Here is a 20,768-nt window from a genome sequence, read left to right on the forward strand (position 1 = left end):
CTTACACACCCCACAGCACGACGAAACCCGTCATCAGATAGACGAACAGCACCACCACCAGCGCAAACTGCAGCGCACCGCGCAGCCCGACCGGCTTGATATAGTCGGTCAGCACCTGCCACAGACCGATCCAGGCGTGGATCAGGACGCACAAGAGCGTCAGCAGGGTGAAGACCTTGGTGAAGGTTGTGGCGAAGAAGCCGGTCCACACCTCGTAGGTAATGTCGTTGAAGGCGACAAAGCCGACCAGGTAGAGGACGTAAGCCGTCATGATGAGGGCGGTGGCGCGGATCAGGATGTAATCATGAACACCGCTGCGCCCGAAAGTTGCAGAATTGGTTACCATACCAGTACCCCCGCCAATACCGCCAGAATCCCGGTAATCACGAAGCCCACCCGGGCACTCTGATTCGCGGAATCCAGCTCTTCCCAATGCCCCATGTCCATGACCAGGTGACGCAGGCCGCCCACTATGTGGTATGCCAGCGCAGTCAGGATCCCCCACAACACGAACTTGACCAGGAAGTTGTCCATGATGGCAACGACGGTTTCAAATCCTTCGGGAGAGGAGAGTGAAGTACCAAGCATCCACAGCAAGATGGCCAGCGCCACAAAGGTGATGACCCCTGAGACACGGTGCAAGATGGAAGCGATGGCGGTGACAGGAAAGCTGATCGTTTGCAGGTCGAGGTTTACAGGTCTCTGTTTATTTTTCACGGCTTTGCCCACTCAGCTCCATTGAGCACGTTAGTTATTGTTTTCACACGCTTTGAGGGCTAGGAGTGGCATTTGTTAGGTTTTTGTTACCAAAACAACTCAGAAAAGCCAAAAACAACATTTTAGATATCACATCTGGCTTTGCGAAAGCGTTTCAAACACCGACGGCCATCACCCACGAGGCGCAGTATATCGGCGGCCTTAACCAATGACAATCAATTAGCTACATAGAAAACCCAAAACCGTAAACCAGATCTCACAACCGCTTTAACAAATCATTAATGATCATTCAAGAAAATTGACAAGAAGGTGGTTCTCTGGTTCAAATAAGGCGCTCCAGCCGCCGTGGTACGGGTAAGAACCTTTGCCAGCGTCATGAAAGTCGTAATAAAGTAGGACTGGAACCAAATTATAAAAGAGCAAAGGAGACGTGCTATGGCTGATAAGATAGCCACCCTACATCTGCCCGGAAAAGAGCCGGTAGAACTACCGATCCTGTCCGGTACTGTTGGACCCGATGTAATCGATGTCAGAAAACTGGGCGCGCAAGGGTATTTCACCTTCGACCCCGGCTTTATGGCCACCGGTGCTTGCAAATCATCCATTACCTATATCGACGGAGATCAGGGTGTCTTGCTGCACCGTGGTTATCCCATCGCCCAGTTGGCCACCCAGGCCAGCTACCTGGAAGTCTGCTACATACTGCTGTACGGCGAGGCGCCCACCAAGACGCAATACGCGGAATTTGAACGCCTGGTCACCCGCCACACCATGGTGCACGAGCAGATCGCCTTCTTCTTCCGCGGCTTCCGCCGTGACTCCCACCCCATGGCGATCATGTGCGGTGTGGTCAGCGCCCTGTCCGCCTTCTATCACGATGCCCTCGACATCAACAACGAAGAGCATCGCGAGATCTGCGCCTTCCGTCTGCTCTCCAAGATGCCGACCCTGGCCGCCATGTGTTACAAGTACTCCATCGGCCAGCCCTTCATGCAGCCGCGCAACGCCCTCTCCTATGCCGGCAACTTCCTGCACATGATGTTTGGCGTGCCGACCGAAGAGTACAAGGTCAACCCCATAGTCGAGCGGGCCATGGATCGCATCTTCACCCTGCATGCGGATCACGAGCAGAACGCCTCCACCTCCACGGTGCGTCTGGCTGGCTCCTCCGGTGCCAACCCGTTTGCCTGTATCGCCGCGGGGATCGCCTCCCTGTGGGGACCGGCCCACGGTGGTGCCAACGAAGCCTGCCTCAAGATGCTCGAAGAGATTGGCTCCGTGGATCGCATCCCCGAGTACATTGCCAAGGCCAAGGACAAGAACGACCCCTTCCGTCTGATGGGCTTCGGTCACCGGGTCTACAAGAACCACGATCCCCGTGCCACAGTGATGCGCGAAACCTGCCACGAGGTACTGACCGAGCTGCAGATCAAGGATCCGCTGCTGGATGTGGCCATGGAGCTGGAGCGCATCGCGCTCTCCGACCCCTACTTCATCGAGAAGAAGCTCTACCCGAACGTGGACTTCTACTCCGGCATCATCATGAAGGCCATCGGCATCCCCATGTCCATGTTCACCGTGATCTTCGCCATCTCCCGCACCATCGGCTGGATAGCCCACTGGAACGAGATGCACTCGGACCCGGATCAGAAGATCGGTCGTCCGCGTCAGCTCTATACCGGCCTGGCCCAACGGGACTTCACTCCGCTCGATCAACGCTGATCCGGCAAGTTGTCATGGTTTGTTACAAAGGCGGTCATTGACCGCCTTTTCATTTGAGGGTTTAATCGCGCCCTTTTACGCCAAGGACACCCGTCATGAAAGCTCCCCTGCTCCTCTGCTCCGCCCTGTTGCTCAGCGCCTGCCAGAGCACCCCGACCACAGAGACCCTCTATATCCAGGACAAGCTGGCCGACTGCGTCGGTGTCGCCCCCATGAAGTGCATGCAGGTGCGCAGCCAGCCCGGTGAGAGCTGGACCCTCTTCTACCAGCAGATCGAGGGCTTCACCTTCGAGCCTGGTTTCCGTTATCAGCTGGAAGTGCGCACCGAGCAGCTCACCGACGTACCGGCGGACGCCTCCTCGGTGCGTTATCAGCTGATCAAGGTGGTGAGCAAGCAGGCCGTTCGCTGAGCCTTGAGGAACCCCGGTTCCGTTTGCGCGCCCCTTGGGTTATGCTGACCCTTTCTTTCATGGGTTGACCAGGGGCGCACGCCCTTCAGTACGATGATCAAGATAAGAACCATACGGACCCCAGACTGGCCCGCCATCATGGCCATTCAGCGCGAGTGCTACCACCAGCTGGAGCCCGAGCCCCTCGAGGTGATGAGCAACAAGGCAGAGCTCGCCCCCGCCTGCTGCTGGGTCGCCGAGCGCCAGGGCAAGGTGCTGGGCTATCTGCTCTGTCATCCCTGGCGCGCCCACTGCCCTCCTCCGCTCTCGCAACCCTTGCAGCCCCTCATCGACCACGAGGAGTTCTACCTGCACGATCTCGCGGTCAGTGGCGAGGCGCGCGGCCTGGGAGTGGGCCAGCGGCTGCTCGCTACCGCTCTCGCCTTTGCCAGCGATGAGGGTTACCAGCATGCCGGGCTGGTGGCGGTGCAGGATGCCCCGGCCTTCTGGCGCAAGCAGGGCTTCGTGCCAGCCAGGACCCCCAAGTCGCTGGAGGAGTACGGCGAGGGCGCCGTCTATATGCGGCTACCCCTGGCCGAACCGGCCTGAGGCCCAGTTCAAGCCCAATAAAAAAGGCGCCTTTCGGCGCCTTTTTTCACTTCATCGGTTCATCAAGCCTTGAACTTGCTGAAGACCAGGGAAGCGTTGGTACCGCCAAAGCCGAAGCTGTTGGACATGACGGTATTGAGATCGGCGGTTTCGTAGGCGCGCACTATGGGCAGACCCACGGCCTTCTCGTCCAGGTTCTCGATGTTGATGCTGGGGGCGATGAAGCCGTGTTCCATCATCAGCAGGGAGTAGACGGCCTCGTGCACACCGGCGGCGCCCAGGGCATGACCCGTCATCGCCTTGGTGGCGGAGAGCTTGGGCGCATTGCTGCCAAACAGGGTCTGGATGGCTTCCAGCTCCTTGGTATCACCGACCGGGGTGGAGGTACCGTGGGTGTTGATGTAGTCCACGGAGCCGACGTCCTTCATCGCCATCTTCATGCAACGCACAGCACCTTCACCGCTCGGGGCGACCATGTCGTAGCCGTCGGAGGTGGCACCGTAACCGGTGATCTCGGCGTAGATGTGGGCACCGCGGGCCAGGGCGTGTTCCAGCTCCTCGACCACCAGGATACCGCCGCCACCGGAGATGACGAAACCATCGCGGTCCGCATCATAGGTACGGGACGCCTTTTCCGGGGTGTCATTGTACTTGGTGGAGAGGGCGCCCATGGCATCGAACTGTATGGTGGAAGACCAGTCCAGCTCCTCGCCGCCGCCGGCGAAGACGATGTCCTGCTTGCCAAGCTGGATCAGCTCCAGTGCGTGGCCTATGCAGTGGGCAGAGGTGGCACAGGCGGAGCTGATGGTGTAGTTGACACCCTTGATCTTGAACGGGGTGGCCAGGCAGGCAGAGGTGGTGGAGGACATGGTGCGCGGCACCATGTAGGGACCCACGCGCTTGACCCCTTTCTCACGGGCAATGTCCGCAGACTCCGAGGTGTTCTTGCCGGAGGCGCCGCCGGAGCCGACCACTATGCCGGTACGCTCGTTGGAGACCTGATCCTCTGGCAGACCTGCGTCAGCGATGGCCTGCTCCATGGACAGATAGGCATAGGCCGCGGCGTCACCCATGAAACGCATGACTTTACGGTCGATCAGTTCAGACGGATCGAGTTTGATGTTACCCCAGACACGGCTGCGCAGGTTGTACTGTTCAAACTGCTCGGAATAGGTGATGCCGGATTTGCCTGCTTTCAGGGAGGCCAGCACCTCTTCCTTGTTGTTGCCGATACTGGAGATGACGCCGATACCGGTGATCACTGCTCTTCTCATTAATTCATCTCGTCTGGAAAAACTGGCACCGAGTCTACCCGCTTTCGGCTGCCAAACTGGTCTGCTTTCACGTAGAATGCCCGCGAATTTATGACGCGAGCAGAGGAAAACGTGAGTCAAACATCCTTACATCATGCCCGATTGGACTGGAATGAAGCGGGAACTCCAGTCTCCAGTGAGTTCGGGGATGTGTACTTTTCCAATGATAACGGTCTAAGTGAAACCCGCTACGTCTTTTTATTGCAAAATCACCTACCGGCACGATTTTCGCACCACGATAGTGACAGTTTCGTGATTGGCGAAACAGGTTTCGGCACAGGTCTTAACTTTCTGGCGACAATGGCCGCCTTCCTGGAACAGGCGCCCCAATCCGGCAACGGCTCGCGCCTGCACTTCATCAGCTTCGAGAAATACCCCCTGGCCCAGGCCGATCTGCGCAAGGCCCTGGCGGCCTGGCCCGAGCTAGCGTCCTTAAGCCAGCCTCTCATCGACCAGTGGCCACTGCCGGTCTCCGGCTGCCATCGCCTGCTGTTTGCAGACGGCCGCATCCGCCTCGATCTCTGGCTTGGCGACATCAAGGAGATGCTGCCCCAGGTGCCTCACGGGCCCCAGGGCCTGGTGGATACCTGGTATCTGGATGGCTTCTCGCCGGCCAAGAATCCCGAGATGTGGACGCAAGCGCTGTTCGATGGTCTCGCTCGCCTCGCCCGCCCCGCCGCAACCCTCTCCACCTTTACCTGCGCCGGTTTCGTGCGCCGCGGCCTGATTGACGCCGGCTTTGCCATGAAGAAGGTGAAGGGGCACGGCAGCAAGCGGGAGATGCTGGCAGGGATGCGGGAGGGCAAATCGCCCGAGCAGAGCATCTCCCCCTGGTATGCCCGCCCCGTCGGCCGTGACGGCGAGGTGCTCATCATCGGCGGCGGCATCGCCTCGGCCATGACGGCACTGTCGCTGGTGGAGCGGGGCCGCAAGGTGACCCTGTTGTGTGCAGAGGGCGAGCCCGCCACCGGCGCCTCCGGCAACCGCCAGGGGGCGCTCTATCCCCTGCTCAATGGGGAGCACGATGCGCTGTCGCGCTTCTATTCCCTGGCCTTCGGCTATGCCCGCCAGCGGCTGCAGGCCCTGGCCGCGCGCCATCCCGTCGCCTTCTCCCTGTGCGGCGTCACCCAGCTTGGCTATGACGAGAAATCCGCCGCCAAGCTCGCCAAGATGGGTCAGGGTCCCTTCCCCCCCGAGCTGATGCACCCACTCTCTGCCTCGGAAGTTGAGCAGGTGGTCGGCCTGCCCTGCGGTCATGGTGGTGTCAGTTACCCCCTGGGGGGCTGGCTCTGCCCGGCGGATCTCACCCGCGCCGCCCTGAAAGAAGCGCAAGCCAGCGGCCTGCTGCGCCTTGAGTACCACACACCGGTTGGCACCATTACCGAGCTCACGGACGGCTGGCAGGTGGAGAGCCAGGATGGCCGCCAGTGGCTGGCCCCCAACCTGGTGGTGGCCGCCGGTCACCAGCTGCCCGCCCTGATCCCCTTTGCGGAACTCCCCCTCTACCCGGTGCGCGGTCAGGTGAGCCATGTACCGACCACGGCGCGGTTAAGCCAGCTCAGGACTGTACTCTGTTACGACGGCTACCTCACCCCGGCCCACGACGGAGCGCACTGCATCGGTGCCAGCTATGGCCGCAACCAGAGCACCCTCGCGTATAGTGCCGAGGAGCAGGTTCAGAACCAGGCGCGGCTGCAAGCCTGCCTGCCGGATCAAAGCTGGCCTGCCGAGGTGGACGTGAGCGGCAAGGAGGCGCGAGTGGGAGTGCGCTGCGCCAGCCGGGATCACCTGCCGGTGGCAGGGCCAATCGCCAGATTGGCAAGCCTGGCGGATCACGACCTCAAGGCCCCCGCTGATCAGCAGAGCGCGCTGCCCCTGCACGCCGGTCTCTATGTGCTGGGCGCCCTCGGCTCCCGTGGTCTGTGCTCGGCGCCGCTCTGCGGTGAGCTGGTCGCGAGCGAAATTTGCGGTGATCCGCTGCCGCTGGCCGCCGATCTGCTGGAGGCGCTGCATCCGGCCCGCTACTGGGTGCGCAGGCTGCGCAAGGGCAAGCCGCTACGGGACTAGGCCAAGGAGGCGCGGCGGCCGCTGCCGACCGCCGCACCATCCAGCGCGCCAATAAAAAATGGGCTTCCCCAGGGAAGCCCGTTTTTTATTGGCTATGACGCTCAACTGCCCTCTGGCCAGAGGACCCCGAGCTTGCGCCCCCGATCTGTCTGCTGCGCCAGGGTGGCGAATCGATCGCGGGTTGCCTCCAGCACTGCCTGCCCCTGTTGCCAGCCCTGGTACTGCAAGGCGGCGCAATCCTGGGCGACGGGCAGCTGGGCGAGCCGAATGCCAAGCTGGCTGACGCTCTCCAGCAATATGTCCTTGTGACGGCTCTCGTAGTCGAACATGGCCGCCACCAGCTTGTCCCACTTCTGCCGCTCCACCGCGGACGCCCTGCCCTTGTCCATCCAGTTCGGCACCCTGACCTGGATGCGGGCCGTCACGCTGGCCTGATCCAGCTCGCAGCGTGCCGGGGTCGCCCTGGTCTGCAACTGCCAGGAGAGCTGATAGCTGGCCCTGCCGATATGGCCATCGGCCTGGGCCGGTGCCTGCCTGGCTATCTGGCGCATCACGGCGGCCACATCGGCCCCTGATACCCGATAGAACTGGAAATCGACCTTGATATCGGGCGCCACCCGAATACCTGCGTAATGGGAGGGTGCCGCTCCGATTGAGGCGGCATATATGAGGGCCGCCACCGCCCCTGTCTTGCTGAAGAATCCCATCGCTGTGCTGCCTTGCTCCTTGTGAGTCCGGCGTAATTTCAATTAATAATCAATGAATTAATAGTCAGTGTGGGAGATTAACCGCGATCAGGGACGCTGTCACCTGCTCTCGGTGCCGGGGGCGGCAAAGGGGCGGGATCCGACCCTGTTCCGGATGGGGATTTGCAAGGGAGATCACAGCCAGCCACCATCCCTATGGTGAATTACTCCTTATGAGGTAATAATCCCGGCGTTTTTGTTGGCACATGTCGAGCTAGCCAGTCCAACCCTCTGCTCAGCCCGCTAGATGCCCGACGTCACTCCATACTCAGGAACCTATTTATGATGGAACTCCTTATTGGCACCCTGGTCACCCTGGCCGTGGGTCGCTACATCTTCAAGGGCTATTCGGCGACCGGGGTGCTGCTCAGCGGCGGCCTCCTGCTGCTGGCGATCACCGCCCTGATGGGCAAGGCGGTACTGCCTGCCAGCGTCGCCTCCACCGGCCACGTGGCTACCGACGTGTTCGAGTACGTGCGCTTCCTGCTGGTGGACAGGGGCGGCGGCCTCGGCATGCTGATCATGGTGCTGTGCGGCTTTGCCGGCTACATGAGCCACATCGGCGCCAACACCATCTTGGTGAAACTGGCCAGCAAGCCCCTCGGCATCATCAAGTCCCCCTACATACTGCTGGTGGCCGCCTACCTGGTGGCCTGTGCCATGTCGCTGGCGGTGAGCTCGGCGACCGGCCTTGGCGTGCTGCTGATGGCGACCCTGTTCCCGCTGATGGTCAACATGGGGATCTCCCGTGGCGCCGCGGCTGCGGTGTGCGCCTCTCCGGCCGCCATCATACTGGCCCCCACCTCGGGGGACGTGGTGATGGCCGCCCAGGCCGCCAACATGGAGCTCATCGAGTTTGCCTTCAAGCTGACCCTGCCCATCTCCCTGACGGCCATAGCCGCCATGGCGGTGACCCACTTCTTCTGGCAGCGCTATCTGGACAGAAAGTCCGGCGAGCACAACGAGGCGGTCGCCCCGAGCGATCTCATCACAGATGCCCCCGGCTTCTACGCCATACTGCCGTTCACCCCCATCATCGGCGTGCTGCTGTTTGACGGCAAGCTTGGCCCCAAGCTCGACATAGTCACCATCATCGTCATCTGCCTGGTGCTGGCCGCCCTGCTGGAGTTGATGCGCAAGCGCAACGGCCGCGAGCTGCTGGACGGTCTGCAGGTGTGCTGGCGCAGCATGGCTGACGCCTTCGCCGGCGTGGTCATGCTGCTGGTGGGGGCCGGGGTCTTCGCCCAGGGGCTGATGGGGCTCGGCTTCATCGCCAACCTCCTGGATCTGGCCCAGAGCTTTGGCACAGGCGGCATCGTCATCATGCTGGTGCTGGTGGTCATCACCACATTGGCCGCCTTCACCACCGGCTCGGGCAATGCCCCCTTCTACGCCTTCGTGGAGCTGATCCCGCACCTGGCCACCAGTCTGGGCGTCAATCCCGCCTACCTGGTCATCCCCATGCTGCAGGCTTCCAATCTGGGTCGCACCATCTCGCCGGTCTCCGGGGTGGTGGTCGCCTGTGCGGGCATGGGCAACCTCTCCCCGTTCGAGGTGGTCAAACGCACCTCTATGCCGGTCGCCGTCGGCCTGCTGGTGGTGATCCTGGCCACCCAGATCCTGGTGCCTGCCTGAGTACCGTCTGACTCTTTTCCAGCCCTGCGTCTGCCGGGCTGGCATCCCCCCCACCCCTTGCAGTAGACTCGGTGCTCTTTTTCCCTAAGGAGGACCGAGCCTTGAGTATTACGGTTCAACTTGCCCACTTCAGTGACTGCCACTCCCATTTCGATGGCGCGCCCATGCGCTTCTCCCCTGAGGGTGAGTCCGAGTGGCGCACCCAATGTGGCGGCTACGGCCGCATCCTGACCCGGCTGACCGCCCTGCGCCAGCAGGCCGCCGCCGCGGGCCAGACCTGCCTGTTGCTGCACGGGGGTGACACCTTCCAGGGGTCGCTCTATTTCAACCGCTTCAAGGGGCGGGCCAACGCCGACTTGCTCGGCCTGCTGCGACCGGATGCCATGGTGATCGGCAACCATGAATTCGATCTCGGCAACGGCCCGCTGGTGGAGTTTCTGCGCCAGCTCGACTATCCGGTGCTGGCCGCCAACCTCGACAGCAGCCAGGAGCCGGCCGATGCCCCGCTGCGACTGCACGGCTTGCCTCACCTGTTTGATGCCAGCCGCCCCTGGCACAGGCGCGTCATCGACGGCGTCCCCTTCGCCCTGCTCGGCATCACCTTGCCGCAGATGGCCGCCATCGCGAGCCCGGATCCCCACACCCGCTTCCATGGCATAGAGGAGACCCTGAGCGCCGCCCTCGGCGAGATCAAGGCCGAAGGAATAGCGCACATCATATTGCTCAGTCACCTGGGGCTGGAGCAGGACAAGCGGCTGGCGGCCCGCTTCCCCGAACTCAGCCTGATTGTCGGCGGCCACACCCACAGCCAGCTGGGGGATCTGGCCCCGCTCGGGCTGACAAGCGAGGGGAGCTACCCCTTGATGATCGAGGGTGTCGCCATACTGCATGCGGCCCACAGCGCTCTCTGCCTCGGGGTGTGCGAGCTGGAATTTGATGAGCGCGGGCGAGTTTGCCGAAGCCACGGCCAGCTGGAGTGGCTGCCCTGGCAGCCCTGGCCCTTTGCCTCGCCCCCGCCCGCAGGCCTCCATTTCTGCGAGCCGGCCCCCGAGCTCGAGCAGCACCTGGCCAGGCGCTACCGGCCCGAGCTCGAGACCATGACCCGGCGCATAGTGACCCGCCTCGCCGGGCCACTTCACCATCAGCGCCTGCCCGATGCCGCCCTGCCCGCCGGCAGCCAGATCGCCCCCCTGGTGGCCCAGGCCATGCTGGCCGGTGCCCGCGAACAGGTGGGTCAGGTGGACTTCGCCCTGCACAACGCAGGGGGGGTGCGCTGCTCCCTCGAGCCAGGGCCCTTAAGCGAGGCAGACATCGCCGGGCGCCTGCTGCCCTTTGCCATCCCGCTCACCCTCTACCGGGTGCATGGTCACGAACTGGCGGAGGCGCTGGAAGGTGCCATCGACAACGCCACCAACAACGGCGTGGTCGGAAATGGCAGCGGCAGCTTCCCCTATACCGCCGGGATGCGCTTCAGTTATCAGGCAGGCAGGCCCAAGGGGAGCCGGATCACCCGCCTCGAATGGGAGGCGAGCCCGGGTCAGTGGCAGAGCGTCGAGATGGATGCCATCTATCGGGGGGTCTCCAGCGCCTACACCGCCTCCGGCAAGGAGGGCTACACGGCCCTGGCCCGCACCCTGACCCAGCACAATCAGGAGCTCGGCATCACCCTGGCCGATGCCTTTATCCGCTGGGCCCGCCATCTGCCCGAGCTGGCCCCCCTGCCGCCGCTGGTGGAATACCAGGGTGCCAGTCCCATGGCCTGAGGCCCCTCATCGGGCCATCCCCTGTCAAGGCGCCGCTTTTCTTCGTGAGAGCGGCGCTTATTACATTTTTCGAGCAAAGTCCCCAGCCCCATTGCAGCGGACTGTCACCCTCGGCAATACCTGGTTTGACCGTTCGTCTTGTGCAATGCAGGCACTGAAAACGCTACTTTTATACATTATTTCAAACACATCACCCCAGCCCATTGCATCAAACTGCCGGCCTCGGCAACACCAGGCACCGCCGTTCGTCTTGTGCAATGCAGGCACTGAAAACGTTACTTTTATACATTATTTCAAACACATCGCCCCAGCCCATTGCATCGGACTGCCGGCCTCGGCAAGATAGGCCCGCTTTTACGTCTTTCCCGCAGGAACAGGTCATCCATGAATCACGCCATCCGTTTTACCCCTCAGCGCTACAACCCCGGGCTCAAGCCGCTGGTTGTCCTGCTCACCGCCCTGATGGCGCTGCTGTTTTGCTTGCGCAACCCGCTGTTCCACGGCATGGCGCCCGGCTTTGATGCCTCCCTGTTCGCTGTGATGGGCAAGATGTGGAGCGAGGGGGGCGTGCTCTACCGGGACATGATCGACATCAAGGGCCCCATGATCTTCGCCCTCGATGCGCTCGGATACCATCTGGGGGGCTTCTTCGGGATCTGGCTGCTGGAGTGGGTCCTCTGCTGGCTCGGCCTGCTCGCCAGCTGGCAGGCCTTTTCCCAGCTGGGTCTCTCCCTGCGGGCCCGCCTCGGCAGCATGCTGGCGCTCCTCGCGCTCTACAGCACCCGCTACTACTACGGCAACATGACCGAGGACTGGACCTTCCACCTGGCCCTCATCGCCCAGTGGGCCTTCATCACCCTGCTGCTGGACAAGCAGTTTCGCTGGGGCCCGGCCCTGGTGGCGGCCCTCACCTTCGCCATAGTGGCCTGGATGCGCACCAACAACGGCGCCTTCTGGGGGGCCTGGTATCTGGTGCTGTTCTGCCACTGGTGTCTGCGTGAGCAGTGGCGCTGCGCCTTCGGCCTGCTCTGCTCCAGCCTGCTGGGGCTGGCCCTGATCGGCGGCCCGCTGTTTGCCTACTTCCAGCACCACGGGTTGCTGGCCGAATTCAAATACTACGCCTTCGGCATCTTCTTCGAGGGGAGCTACGGCAACGGCTTCTCGCCGGAAGTGGGGGCCGTCGGCTTGCTGCGTACCGGCCTCGTCATGCTGCTGCCGGCCTTCATTGTGCTGATGCTGGGACGCCGCCAGGAGTGGTATCTGCCCGCCTTGTGCGCCACCCTGTTCGGCGTGCTCTTCACCCTGATAGCCAACTCTGTCTCCGGCCATGTGTTCGATCACTACGACGTGCTCTACCTGCAGCTTGGCCTGCTGCCACTCGCCTGCCTGCTGGATCGCAGCGAGCAGCAGTCCGATGCCCTGGGCCTGCTCTGCATCTCCCTGGTGGTGCTGACCGCCAGCTGGCTGCTGGCCCAGCAGCTCGGTTACGGCTGGAGCACCAAGGAGTGGTCGCTGCCGCGGGTGCGCGAAGTGCTCGGCAACAGTCTCTTGTGGGCCCTGCCGGTGCTCATCCTGGTGCCGCTCTGGCGCGCCTGGGATGTACGCAGCGCCACCCCCTGGCTGGCGTCGCTCGCCATGCTGGCACTCCTGGTCAACAACGCCTGGGAGGGCAACCTCAAGGGCAAGCCGTTCAATCCGCCGGCCCAGGTGCGGGTCGACAGGATCAAGGCCGAGACCGGGCCTGCCGACAAGATCTGGGTCGATGGCATACAGCCGCAATACTATCTGTGGACAGATCGCCAGCCCGCCTCCGCCTATCTGTTCTTCGCCAACGTCAACCCGCCCTATGACGTGCGCGAGCGGGTGCTGGCCGACATCAGGCGGCAGGACCCCAAGTTCATCATCGCCAAGCCGGAGCGGGTGGCAGAGCAGTTGAAAACGCCGAGCTCTCCCTCCAGCCTCGCCTTCTATCAATATCTGACGGACCGCTACGAAGAGGTGGATCCGGGTCTCTATCGCCGTCGCTGAGACCGATTGACGAAAGTCGGGGCCGTCGCTGGCAACAGCGACGGCCCCTTTCATTGGTGTGCAGACGTGTGTTCAAGGGGGCCCATCATGATTACAATGGCGCTCTTTTTTAGTGTGAAGGGGGAGACATCATGGCCGAACTGACCTATCTGGGGGGCTATCCTGACCCTCTCAAGAGCCAGGTACAGCAGTTGATCGCGGCGGGAAAACTCGGCGAGATGCTGGCCAAACGCTACCCCGAGACCCACCTCGTCCAGAGTGACAAGGCGCTGCTGGCCTATACCATGGAGCTGAAAAACCGCTACCTGAAAAGCTCGGCGCCGCTCTCCAAGGTGATCTTCGACGGCAAGATCAATGTGATCAAGGATGCCCTAGGCCTGCACACCTATGTCAGCCGGGTACAGGGCAACAAGCTCAAGGCCAAGAACGAGATCCGCATCGCCGCCCTGTTCAAGGAGGCGCATCCCGCCTTCCTGAAGATGATAGTGGTGCACGAGCTGGCCCACTTGCGGGAGAAGGATCACAACAAGGCCTTCTACCAGCTCTGTCAGCACATGGAACCGGACTATCATCAACTGGAGTTCGATCTCAGGCTCTGGCTCACCTGGCGTGACATCGAACGCTCCTCGGGCTGACCCTATCGATTGCAAGGAGGCAAGATGATCCCAGGGCACACTCGTTCAGGGCACAGCCGTCGTCATATCACGCCAGGCCGGATGCTGGCCCTGTGGCTCGCCGCGCTGCTGCCCTGCTCCCTGCAGGCCACCGAACGCTGGCAGAGCAACGACTATCTGGTCCAGAGCTTCATGGAAGTCGCCATGAAGCGGGAATATGGACATGAGGCCCAGGTACGCTTCTCCCGCTGGCAAGGCCCCATCCGCCTCAAGCTCATCAACGAATTTGGCGACAAGGCGCTGCAGGCCGAGGTGGTCAAGGTGCAGAGCCAGCATCTGGCCAGGATCACCGGCCACCCCATACAGCTTGTCAACGACAACCCCAATCTCACCCTCATCATGACAAGGCACCAGCAGATGGCCAGCTGGGCCGGCCGCACCATGCGCCAGGATGACTCTGTCAACATTGCCCTCAAGGAGGGGATCTGCCTGGCCAATTTCGCCACCAATGCCCGCTACGAGATCACCCGTGCCACCATCATCATCCCGGTGGACTACAGTCGGGCCAAGGGCCGCTTCCTGGATTGCGTGGTGGAAGAGCTCACCCAGGTGATGGGGCTGCCCAACGACTCGAACAAGGTGTTTCCCTCCATCTTCAATGACAACAGCATCGACAGCTTCCCCACCGGCCTCGACTATGTGCTGCTCAAGCTCGCCTATCATCCCGCCCTCCTGGCAGGGATGACGGCCGACGAGGTGCGCACTGCCCTGCCCATTGCCCTCAAGGCGCTTCGCGCCAATGGGGACATCGCAGAGGCCAACCAGCGGGTACAGAGCGGCAGCCTCAAACGCTGGGCCGGGCTCTGATTTTTCTGGCCTGGCTCAGTGCCCGGCCCCCTGCCCACAAACACGAAACGCAGCCTTGAGCTGCGTTTCGTTCAAACCGGTGTGAGTGCCTGCCCTGGCCAGGACAGGCAAATCGACAACCTGCTCCTGATCAGGCCTCGGCGCCTTCTGCCTCCGGCATCCAGCTCTCGGCGTTCTCCCATACTTCCTGCACCATGGTCTCGGCCAGTTCCCTGTCCTCCTTGCTGGCACGGCTGACCGTCAGGGCCATGGCACTGCCCGGGGCGACCCGCACATGCAGATCAGGGAATCGCTCGCCCAGTTGCTTGAGCAACTCCTGGCGCAGCGCCTCCATGGTCGCAGTGGGGATCTGATGTTTTCTGTCGATGATGATTTCCAGGCGCATAGGATAGGTCTCCATAATGGTTAACTGTATTTTTATACAGTAAAAACCAAAAGTAAAGGCTCAGCTTCTCGTTCCCCTTCCATCGCTCAACAATCCATCGTTCCCCCCTGTCATGACCACATCTGCATTCCCTCCAGCCCCCCTTCGTTAAGCGCGTTGCATCCTGCCTAGTCACCTCGGGAGAAAAAATGATTGATATTGGTTCTCATCCATCGCATCATTATCTTGTGTTATAACATAACAAAAGAGGCAATCATGCGCCCCAATATTCACCCTGAATACCGCAAGGTTCTGTTTCACGATCTGGCCAGCAACACCTGCTTCCTGATCGGATCCACCTTGCAGACCGATCGCACCAAGCAATGGGAAGATGGCAACACCTACCCCTATGTGACGCTGGATGTCTCCAGTGCCTCCCACCCCTTCTATACCGGCAAGCAGAAGCAGGTCGGCAAGGAAGGACAGGTCGCCCGCTTCGGTCAGCGATTCGGCCAATTCTTCAACAAAGGAAAAGAGAAATCATGAAAGTGCTCGCCTCCCTGAAATCAGCCAAGTCACGTCACCCGGATTGCCAGGTCGTTCGTCGACGCGGCAAGCTGTTCGTGATCTGCAAGAGCAATCCCAGATTCAAGGCTCGCCAGGGCTAAACACGCAGACACACTGTCCATCCTCCCTGGCCCTCTTTCCGAGGGCCAGATCATTTCTGGCTCATCGCAAACACCGCCTGCTCGTCTTCGAGCCATGAATGTTCCCCCCCAAGTTCCAGTCAACTCCCTCCACCACCATAAAAGAAACATCGTTTCATTTTATATAGATGCAGATCCCATTTTTGGATGTGATCATGTCGCCACCATTGTAAATGAAACGCCAAATAAACTATATTTGAACCGTCGTTTTGAAATTGCAAAATGCCTGGTGAGATGAAACCTGGTCGGCACGTCCTCACAGATGCGCGAGCTGACCTTCACAACCCACGGCCATGCCTTGCCACCAAACTCGACCCCAACGAGTCCAATCCAGATTGAAAGCCACATGCGCTATCTGGCAATGGGACCACTGTCAGTAGCTTTTTTTCATAGGATTGATCGAACGTTATGACGTTGAAATTCACATGTGCAGCCATCGCCGTCTGCTCGGCGCTCACCAGCATGAATGCAAATGCATGGAGCCTCAATTATCGACACGAGTTCCTGGAAAAACAGGATCAACAAAGCGATCGTCTGGTGGTTTCCCACCGCTTCGATAATGGTTGGGGATTTGGCGTCGAATCCAAATTTACCAACGGAGGTGAGGGCGAAGGTGCTTTCGATGAACTTCATACCACGGGCACTGAATATGACTTGAGCTATCTTGCCAAGCCCAATGACAAATGGTGGTGGGAAGCCGGATTCAATACCGAGATCACCAATGATGTGCAAGATCTGCGTGTTCATTTCAAACCAACTTACTGGTTCAATCCCAACTTTTATACTGCCGCACGTTTCCGGGTGGGTCAGCGTAACTACGATGATTCACTCAACAAGGAGAACGGTCATTATTTCCAGTTGAATTATTACCTTGGTTATAACGCAGAGAATTGGTCTGTTGCCTATGACTTCGAATATAAGAAGCTCGATTATCCTGACTTTAATGGCGAAGAGTATTCATATCTGAATAACGTCACCATCCGCGTGCCCATCAACAAGAACTGGCGCCCCTTCACCGAAATCGGCTACGTATCATACAACGATCCGGCCGATGACAACCCCTACCCCAATGACTGGCAGTGGCGCTGGCGTGTCGGGATTGAGTACATCTTCTAAGCCTGAGCCTCCCCCCTCATGGCAGAGCCCCCAGGTTCATCTCTGCGGCATCAAGAGCCATTGGGGTCAGTGAATAACGACAGCACCCTTGAAAGTCGATGCCAATTTGGTCCGATGACACGGCAAATAAAAGGTCGTGAGAGATGAAGTAAAAAGGGAATCCAATGACCCCTTACATTCATTACGAATGACAATTCATCACTGAATATGGGCCTTGTGTCACGCAATACTGACTTATCTTAAATTGACATTTTGCTGTCACTGAATGAACAAGCATTATGGTTATGCTCCAGTTCAGGAAGTATTAACCGGTTGGCTGGTGACATATTGTCGCCCAGGTCACAGTTTGCATCATTGCGTTGAATGAGGGATGAAATCAGATGTCAAACGGCCCAATGACTTTCATCGACTGCCGTTAAAGAAGACTGCTATTCGCTTTTATATTCATTAAGGTGACGAACCCCTTTAATTACATAAAAGGGGTTCGTCTGGTTACTCAATATAAATAAAGCCCTATGGGTGTCAATAGCTTCAAGGAGAGTTGTATGAAGCTTGGAAATTGGGTGCTTGAGCCAAATGCGGCACTCACCCGTTTTTGCGTATCTGAGCCACGCGAGGAGCGATTCGCCGAGTTTTTTGCCGGTGAAGCCATGGACATGGCCATGGATTACCGCTTCCAGAATGGTGCCGGGCCGCAAGACGATGCCTTTTGCCGGCGCATTTTCCGCCAGCAGATGGCCGAGCGCACCGTCGAACCGGATGAAGCCCTGCCTCGCACTCAGGTGAGTTTCACCGGCGAGAGCGATACCGTCTCTTTTTCCTCCTTCCAGCGTGTGCCATTCCATGTGCAGCGCTGGCTGGAGGTGGAGTTGCATGCCGACGAGGCGGGAAACTATCCCTTCCAGCTGTCGACTTGTGGGGGGGCCCGCCTGTGGTGCGACGGGGTTGCCATCACCCGGTTCACCCCCTTCACCCGCAACAAGCTGCAGAGCTGCGAGCTGATGCTGCCCTTGCAGGCGGGCAAGAACACCCTGCTGGTCCATCTGGAAGAGCTGTTCGAACGGGATACGGTGTTTGCGCTGCGACTCATCTACCGTGGTCACGCGCCTCTTGGGGTCTCGCTGCCCCATATCGATGCCAAGGTGCTCGATGAGCTGTGCCAGCTTGCCGGCGCCATGCGCCCCGAACTCAGCGCCTGGCACAACCAGGCCCGAATCCGGCTCGGCGTGGCCGCACCGGCTCATCCCGTTCGCCTGCAAGGCGAGATCCACGGCATGGGCAATGACAATTTCAAGGTGCGTCAGGTGGATTTCGGCACCCTCTCGCCGGGTAGCCAGCTGCTGACCCTGGCGCTCCCCGCCGACATAGGGCCGGCGCACTACCAGATCGTGCTGAACATGCACTGTGCCGGCGTCACCATCAGCCGCAGCGTCGGTGTCAACGTCATGCAACCCCTCGGCCAGGCCGAGCAATCAGCCAGCCTGAGCGATCGCAAGCAGCAGGCGCTGCGCCACACCGCCCGTCATGGCATGGATCGTACCGCTCGCCTGCTGGCCATGCTGCACTGCGGCGAGTTAACGGCCGAGGCCGATCAGCTGCTGCTCGATACCCTGGCACGGATCAGCGCCCGCGAGGATTGCTCCGATTTTTCCCTGGTTCCGCTGCTTTGGATCTGGCAGCGCCATCAGGGCGAGCACTTCCAGCCCGCCATGTGGCGACGGGTGCGCAGCTCCATCCTCGGTTATCGCTACTGGCTGGATGAGCCGGGTAACGACGTGATGTGGTTCTGGAGCGAGAACCATACCCTCTGCTTCCACACCGCCCAATACCTGGCCGGCCAGATGTTCCCCCATGAGCGCTTCCTGGCGTCGGGGCGCAGCGGCGAGCAGCAACGTGCCATCGCGGCAGAGCGCCTGGCGCAGTGGTTCGATGCCATCGATCGGCACGGCTTCGTCGAATGGAACTCGGCGCCCTACTATCCGGTCGACTACATCGGCCTGTTTGCGCTCTATCAACTGGCGGAAGATGCCTGGGTGCGCGAGCGCGCCAAGGCGCTCATCGATCGGCTGATGCTGCTCAGCTCCCTGCATTATCAGGCAGGGATCGCCGCCGGCACCATGGGGCGGGTCTACGAGAAAGAGCTGCTGGCCGGCGTGCTCACCGAGCTGTCGGCCTACGGCAACGTCGCCTGGGGCGGCGGCTGGTATAACCGCAAGTGCGCCTCCCTGCCGCTGTTCTGTGCCAGCGACTATCAGCCGCCGGTTGCGGCTGACCGCTACGCGACCCTGCAACAGGGCACGCTGGCGGCCTGCTATCAGGCGGGAGGCGGCAAGATAGTCGTCTGGAAGGAGCCGGGTGTCAGCCTCTCCAGCTGCGTCGACCACAACACCGGTCAGCGCGGCCATCAGCAGCATCTGGTGGATGTGCAGTTCGCCTCCGGTCATGACGCCAAATTCTGGGTCAACCACCCCGGCGAAGCCGAACCCGGCGGCGAGCAGCGCCCCTCCTACTGGTCCGGCAACGGCGTGCTGCCGCGGGTGATGCAGGTGGAAAACCGCACCCTGCAGCTCTATCAGCTGGCCGAGGATGATCCCTTCCCCTGGACCCACCTCTACCTGCCGGCGGAGGCCTTCGATCAGGTGATCGTGACGACTCACTGCTGCCTGATCCGGGCCGGGAATGCCTTCGCCGCCATCGGCTGCTCGGCCCCCCTGTGCGCGGTGACGGCGGGGATGACCGCCGGTAACGAATATCGCGCCAAGGCGCACCGGGTGGCCTGGTATATCGAGGTCGGCCATGGCGACGACATGGCCTTCGCAGCCTTCTGCCAACGCATGGCGGCGCTCGAGGTCCGCCTCGAGGGCGAGACGGCCATCGCCTGTACCCCGGAGTCTGAGCTCATGCGCCTGGACTGGCAGGGCAACTGCCTGATCGAGGGGGTTTCCTACTCCTTCCCCGCCGAGGCGGGATGCGATCCCATCGTCACCTATCGTGGAGAGGCACAATGAAACAGCAAGCACTCATCCCTACCCTGGAGCGGGTGGTCCGCGGCTTCTGCCAGCTCAAAGGCATGGGCGAGCTGACCGCCAGCCAGGGCCTGGCCATCCAGTTCGAGCAGTGGGAGTGGGAGGTCGGGGTCGGGCTCTACGGCTTCTGGCGCTATGCCAGGCACAAGGACGACGCCGAACTGCAAGCCTCGTTGCTGGCCTGGTATGAGGGGCAGATAGCCAAAGGGCTGCCCGCCATGCAGATCAACACCACTGCCCCCATGATCACCCTGGCGCTGCTGGCGGGCCACAGCGGCCGCGCCGATCTGCGCGAGGTGGTCAACGCCTGGGCCGACGATCTGCTGGCCAACCTGCCCAGAACCGAAGAGGGCGGCTTCCAGCACGTGGTGAAGGAGCAACCCAACACCGGCCAGCTCTGGGATGACACCCTCTTCATGACCTGCCTGTTCCTCGGCACCGCCGGAAGGGTGCTTGCACGGCAGGATCTGATCGACGAGGCCGTCTACCAGTTCCTGTTGCACACCCGCTACCTGAGCGAGCCCAAGAGCGGCCTCTGGTACCACGGCTGGACCTTCCTCGACCGGCACCATTACGCCGAGGCCTTCTGGGCCAGGGGCAACGCCTGGATCACCGTGGCCATTCCCGAGTTCATCGATCTGATGGGGGAGCACCTGGATGCCGGCGTGCGGCGCTACTTCACCCAGGTGGTGGCGCGCCAGGTGCGCTCCCTGTGCGAGCTGCAGGCCGACAACGGCATGTGGCACACGGTGCTGGATGATCCCTTATCTCCCCAGGAGTCCTCAGCCACGGCGGGGATCGCCTATGGCATGTTGCGCTGTGTCCGTCTGGGCCTGCTGGATGAGAGCACGGTGGAACCTGCGCTGCGGGCGGCCCGTGCCGTGTGGCAGCGCATCGATGGGGACGGCATCGTCCTCGAGGCCTCCAAAGGCACCATGGTGGGTCATGACCATCAGTACTACTGCGACATTGCCATGGCGCCCGTGCCCTATGCCCAGGCGCTGACGATGTTGCTGCTGCTCGAGCTGGAGCAGGGCCAGTGGCTGGCCTGAACACTTTATTGCTGTAACCATTCGGAGAAAACT

Annotated in this window: 19 protein-coding genes; 14 read left to right on the top strand and 5 right to left on the bottom strand. The window is 61.0% G+C overall.

The features are described from left to right. Position 1: 1 nt before the first annotated feature. Positions 2 to 346 (bottom strand): succinate dehydrogenase, hydrophobic membrane anchor protein, encoded by a 345-nt coding sequence (gene sdhD, locus ACFWHB_RS12530; protein WP_005326929.1) that lies wholly within the window; start codon positions 344 to 346, stop codon positions 2 to 4. Beyond that, positions 340 to 729 carry a succinate dehydrogenase cytochrome b556 subunit gene (gene sdhC / locus ACFWHB_RS12535; RefSeq protein WP_025326734.1) on the bottom strand — a complete coding sequence of 130 codons (390 nt, stop codon included), beginning with the start codon at positions 727 to 729 and terminating at the stop codon, positions 340 to 342. Before sdhC ends, sdhD begins: the two co-directional genes overlap by 7 nt. 423 nt (positions 730 to 1,152) lie before the next feature. Between sdhC and ACFWHB_RS12540 the strand changes: the two genes are divergently transcribed. The 3 genes from ACFWHB_RS12540 to ACFWHB_RS12550 all read left to right on the top strand — a co-directional run bounded on the left by ACFWHB_RS12540 (position 1,153) and on the right by ACFWHB_RS12550 (position 3,437). Next, a complete protein-coding gene (locus ACFWHB_RS12540) occupies positions 1,153 to 2,439 on the top strand; it encodes a citrate synthase (protein WP_041205909.1) in 1,287 nt (428 codons plus the stop codon). 95 nt (positions 2,440 to 2,534) lie between these two features. Continuing rightward, entirely contained in the window at positions 2,535 to 2,849 is a 315-nt protein-coding gene (locus ACFWHB_RS12545; RefSeq protein ID WP_106886998.1) for a DUF4377 domain-containing protein, read from the top strand. 93 nt (positions 2,850 to 2,942) lie between these two features. Further along, a complete protein-coding gene (locus ACFWHB_RS12550) occupies positions 2,943 to 3,437 on the top strand; it encodes a GNAT family N-acetyltransferase (RefSeq protein WP_395948542.1) in 495 nt (164 codons plus the stop codon). A 62-nt stretch (positions 3,438 to 3,499) separates the two neighbouring features. On the opposite strand, the gene fabB is transcribed toward ACFWHB_RS12550, so the two are convergent. Continuing rightward, complete coding sequence (gene fabB, locus ACFWHB_RS12555) at positions 3,500 to 4,711, bottom strand: beta-ketoacyl-ACP synthase I (RefSeq protein WP_111910965.1); 1,212 nt, start codon at positions 4,709 to 4,711, stop codon at positions 3,500 to 3,502. 90 nt (positions 4,712 to 4,801) lie between these two features. Here fabB and mnmC point away from each other — a divergent pair, with 90 nt between their 5' ends. Further along, on the top strand, positions 4,802 to 6,817 hold the full coding sequence (mnmC, locus tag ACFWHB_RS12560) for a bifunctional tRNA (5-methylaminomethyl-2-thiouridine)(34)-methyltransferase MnmD/FAD-dependent 5-carboxymethylaminomethyl-2-thiouridine(34) oxidoreductase MnmC (protein ID WP_395948543.1): 2,016 nt from the start codon (positions 4,802 to 4,804) through the stop codon (positions 6,815 to 6,817). A gap of 101 nt (positions 6,818 to 6,918) precedes the next feature. On the opposite strand, the gene ACFWHB_RS12565 is transcribed toward mnmC, so the two are convergent. Beyond that, positions 6,919 to 7,524, bottom strand: a complete 606-nt coding sequence (locus ACFWHB_RS12565) for a DUF922 domain-containing protein (protein WP_111910963.1) — start codon at positions 7,522 to 7,524, stop codon at positions 6,919 to 6,921. 321 nt (positions 7,525 to 7,845) lie between these two features. Here ACFWHB_RS12565 and dcuC point away from each other — a divergent pair, with 321 nt between their 5' ends. The 5 genes from dcuC (at position 7,846) to ACFWHB_RS12590 (ending at position 14,470) form a co-directional block, all read left to right on the top strand. Beyond that, positions 7,846 to 9,198 carry an anaerobic C4-dicarboxylate transporter DcuC gene (gene dcuC / locus ACFWHB_RS12570; protein ID WP_171269763.1) on the top strand — a complete coding sequence of 451 codons (1,353 nt, stop codon included), beginning with the start codon at positions 7,846 to 7,848 and terminating at the stop codon, positions 9,196 to 9,198. Between the two features lie 101 nt (positions 9,199 to 9,299). Next, positions 9,300 to 10,961: a bifunctional metallophosphatase/5'-nucleotidase gene (locus ACFWHB_RS12575; RefSeq protein WP_395948544.1), complete on the top strand. Its 1,662-nt coding sequence runs from the start codon at positions 9,300 to 9,302 to the stop codon at positions 10,959 to 10,961. A gap of 384 nt (positions 10,962 to 11,345) precedes the next feature. Further along, on the top strand, positions 11,346 to 12,989 hold the full coding sequence (locus tag ACFWHB_RS12580) for a hypothetical protein (protein ID WP_162627260.1): 1,644 nt from the start codon (positions 11,346 to 11,348) through the stop codon (positions 12,987 to 12,989). A gap of 131 nt (positions 12,990 to 13,120) precedes the next feature. Next, positions 13,121 to 13,624, top strand: coding sequence for a M48 family metallopeptidase (locus ACFWHB_RS12585; RefSeq protein ID WP_111910960.1), 504 nt, complete (start codon positions 13,121 to 13,123; stop codon positions 13,622 to 13,624). An 81-nt stretch (positions 13,625 to 13,705) separates the two neighbouring features. Continuing rightward, positions 13,706 to 14,470 carry a DUF2927 domain-containing protein gene (locus ACFWHB_RS12590; protein WP_163149081.1) on the top strand — a complete coding sequence of 255 codons (765 nt, stop codon included), beginning with the start codon at positions 13,706 to 13,708 and terminating at the stop codon, positions 14,468 to 14,470. A gap of 130 nt (positions 14,471 to 14,600) precedes the next feature. Here the strand turns inward: ACFWHB_RS12590 and ACFWHB_RS12595 are convergent, their stop codons facing one another. Further along, positions 14,601 to 14,855 carry a DinI family protein gene (locus ACFWHB_RS12595; RefSeq protein WP_025326722.1) on the bottom strand — a complete coding sequence of 85 codons (255 nt, stop codon included), beginning with the start codon at positions 14,853 to 14,855 and terminating at the stop codon, positions 14,601 to 14,603. A 255-nt stretch (positions 14,856 to 15,110) separates the two neighbouring features. Here ACFWHB_RS12595 and ACFWHB_RS12600 point away from each other — a divergent pair, with 255 nt between their 5' ends. From ACFWHB_RS12600 to ACFWHB_RS12620, 5 genes are all read left to right on the top strand, one after another. Next, the gene (locus ACFWHB_RS12600; protein ID WP_139744400.1) at positions 15,111 to 15,380 is read left to right on the top strand and encodes a type B 50S ribosomal protein L31; all 270 of its coding nucleotides are present in this window, start codon (positions 15,111 to 15,113) and stop codon (positions 15,378 to 15,380) included. Beyond that, on the top strand, positions 15,377 to 15,502 hold the full coding sequence (ykgO, locus tag ACFWHB_RS12605) for a type B 50S ribosomal protein L36 (RefSeq protein WP_025326720.1): 126 nt from the start codon (positions 15,377 to 15,379) through the stop codon (positions 15,500 to 15,502). The genes ACFWHB_RS12600 and ykgO overlap by 4 nt, the downstream gene beginning before the upstream one ends. Positions 15,503 to 15,949: 447 nt before the next feature. Then, entirely contained in the window at positions 15,950 to 16,657 is a 708-nt protein-coding gene (locus ACFWHB_RS12610; protein WP_106887010.1) for an oligogalacturonate-specific porin KdgM family protein, read from the top strand. A gap of 545 nt (positions 16,658 to 17,202) precedes the next feature. Beyond that, positions 17,203 to 19,665 carry a hypothetical protein gene (locus ACFWHB_RS12615; protein ID WP_395948545.1) on the top strand — a complete coding sequence of 821 codons (2,463 nt, stop codon included), beginning with the start codon at positions 17,203 to 17,205 and terminating at the stop codon, positions 19,663 to 19,665. Further along, the gene (locus ACFWHB_RS12620; protein ID WP_395948546.1) at positions 19,662 to 20,735 is read left to right on the top strand and encodes a beta-galactosidase BglB; all 1,074 of its coding nucleotides are present in this window, start codon (positions 19,662 to 19,664) and stop codon (positions 20,733 to 20,735) included. Before ACFWHB_RS12615 ends, ACFWHB_RS12620 begins: the two co-directional genes overlap by 4 nt. Positions 20,736 to 20,768: the final 33 nt, after the last annotated feature.

It is taken from the genome of Aeromonas mytilicola subsp. aquatica, from assembly GCF_044336385.1.
In the GTDB taxonomy this organism is placed as follows: domain Bacteria; phylum Pseudomonadota; class Gammaproteobacteria; order Enterobacterales; family Aeromonadaceae; genus Aeromonas; species Aeromonas rivipollensis.

Coding starts and splice junctions, on each gene's coding strand:
- mnmC (WP_395948543.1), top strand. CDS start 4,802: ATGACGCGAGCAGAGGAAAACGTGAGTCAAACATCCTTACATCATGCC.
- ACFWHB_RS12610 (WP_106887010.1), top strand. CDS start 15,950: ATGACGTTGAAATTCACATGTGCAGCCATCGCCGTCTGCTCGGCGCTC.
- ACFWHB_RS12565 (WP_111910963.1), bottom strand. CDS start 7,524: ATGGGATTCTTCAGCAAGACAGGGGCGGTGGCGGCCCTCATATATGCC.
- ACFWHB_RS12550 (WP_395948542.1), top strand. CDS start 2,943: ATGATCAAGATAAGAACCATACGGACCCCAGACTGGCCCGCCATCATG.
- ACFWHB_RS12595 (WP_025326722.1), bottom strand. CDS start 14,855: ATGCGCCTGGAAATCATCATCGACAGAAAACATCAGATCCCCACTGCG.
- ykgO (WP_025326720.1), top strand. CDS start 15,377: ATGAAAGTGCTCGCCTCCCTGAAATCAGCCAAGTCACGTCACCCGGAT.
- dcuC (WP_171269763.1), top strand. CDS start 7,846: ATGATGGAACTCCTTATTGGCACCCTGGTCACCCTGGCCGTGGGTCGC.
- fabB (WP_111910965.1), bottom strand. CDS start 4,711: ATGAGAAGAGCAGTGATCACCGGTATCGGCGTCATCTCCAGTATCGGC.
- ACFWHB_RS12600 (WP_139744400.1), top strand. CDS start 15,111: ATGCGCCCCAATATTCACCCTGAATACCGCAAGGTTCTGTTTCACGAT.
- sdhD (WP_005326929.1), bottom strand. CDS start 346: ATGGTAACCAATTCTGCAACTTTCGGGCGCAGCGGTGTTCATGATTAC.
- ACFWHB_RS12590 (WP_163149081.1), top strand. CDS start 13,706: ATGCTGGCCCTGTGGCTCGCCGCGCTGCTGCCCTGCTCCCTGCAGGCC.
- ACFWHB_RS12540 (WP_041205909.1), top strand. CDS start 1,153: ATGGCTGATAAGATAGCCACCCTACATCTGCCCGGAAAAGAGCCGGTA.
- ACFWHB_RS12585 (WP_111910960.1), top strand. CDS start 13,121: ATGGCCGAACTGACCTATCTGGGGGGCTATCCTGACCCTCTCAAGAGC.
- ACFWHB_RS12615 (WP_395948545.1), top strand. CDS start 17,203: ATGAAGCTTGGAAATTGGGTGCTTGAGCCAAATGCGGCACTCACCCGT.
- ACFWHB_RS12620 (WP_395948546.1), top strand. CDS start 19,662: ATGAAACAGCAAGCACTCATCCCTACCCTGGAGCGGGTGGTCCGCGGC.
- ACFWHB_RS12545 (WP_106886998.1), top strand. CDS start 2,535: ATGAAAGCTCCCCTGCTCCTCTGCTCCGCCCTGTTGCTCAGCGCCTGC.
- ACFWHB_RS12580 (WP_162627260.1), top strand. CDS start 11,346: ATGAATCACGCCATCCGTTTTACCCCTCAGCGCTACAACCCCGGGCTC.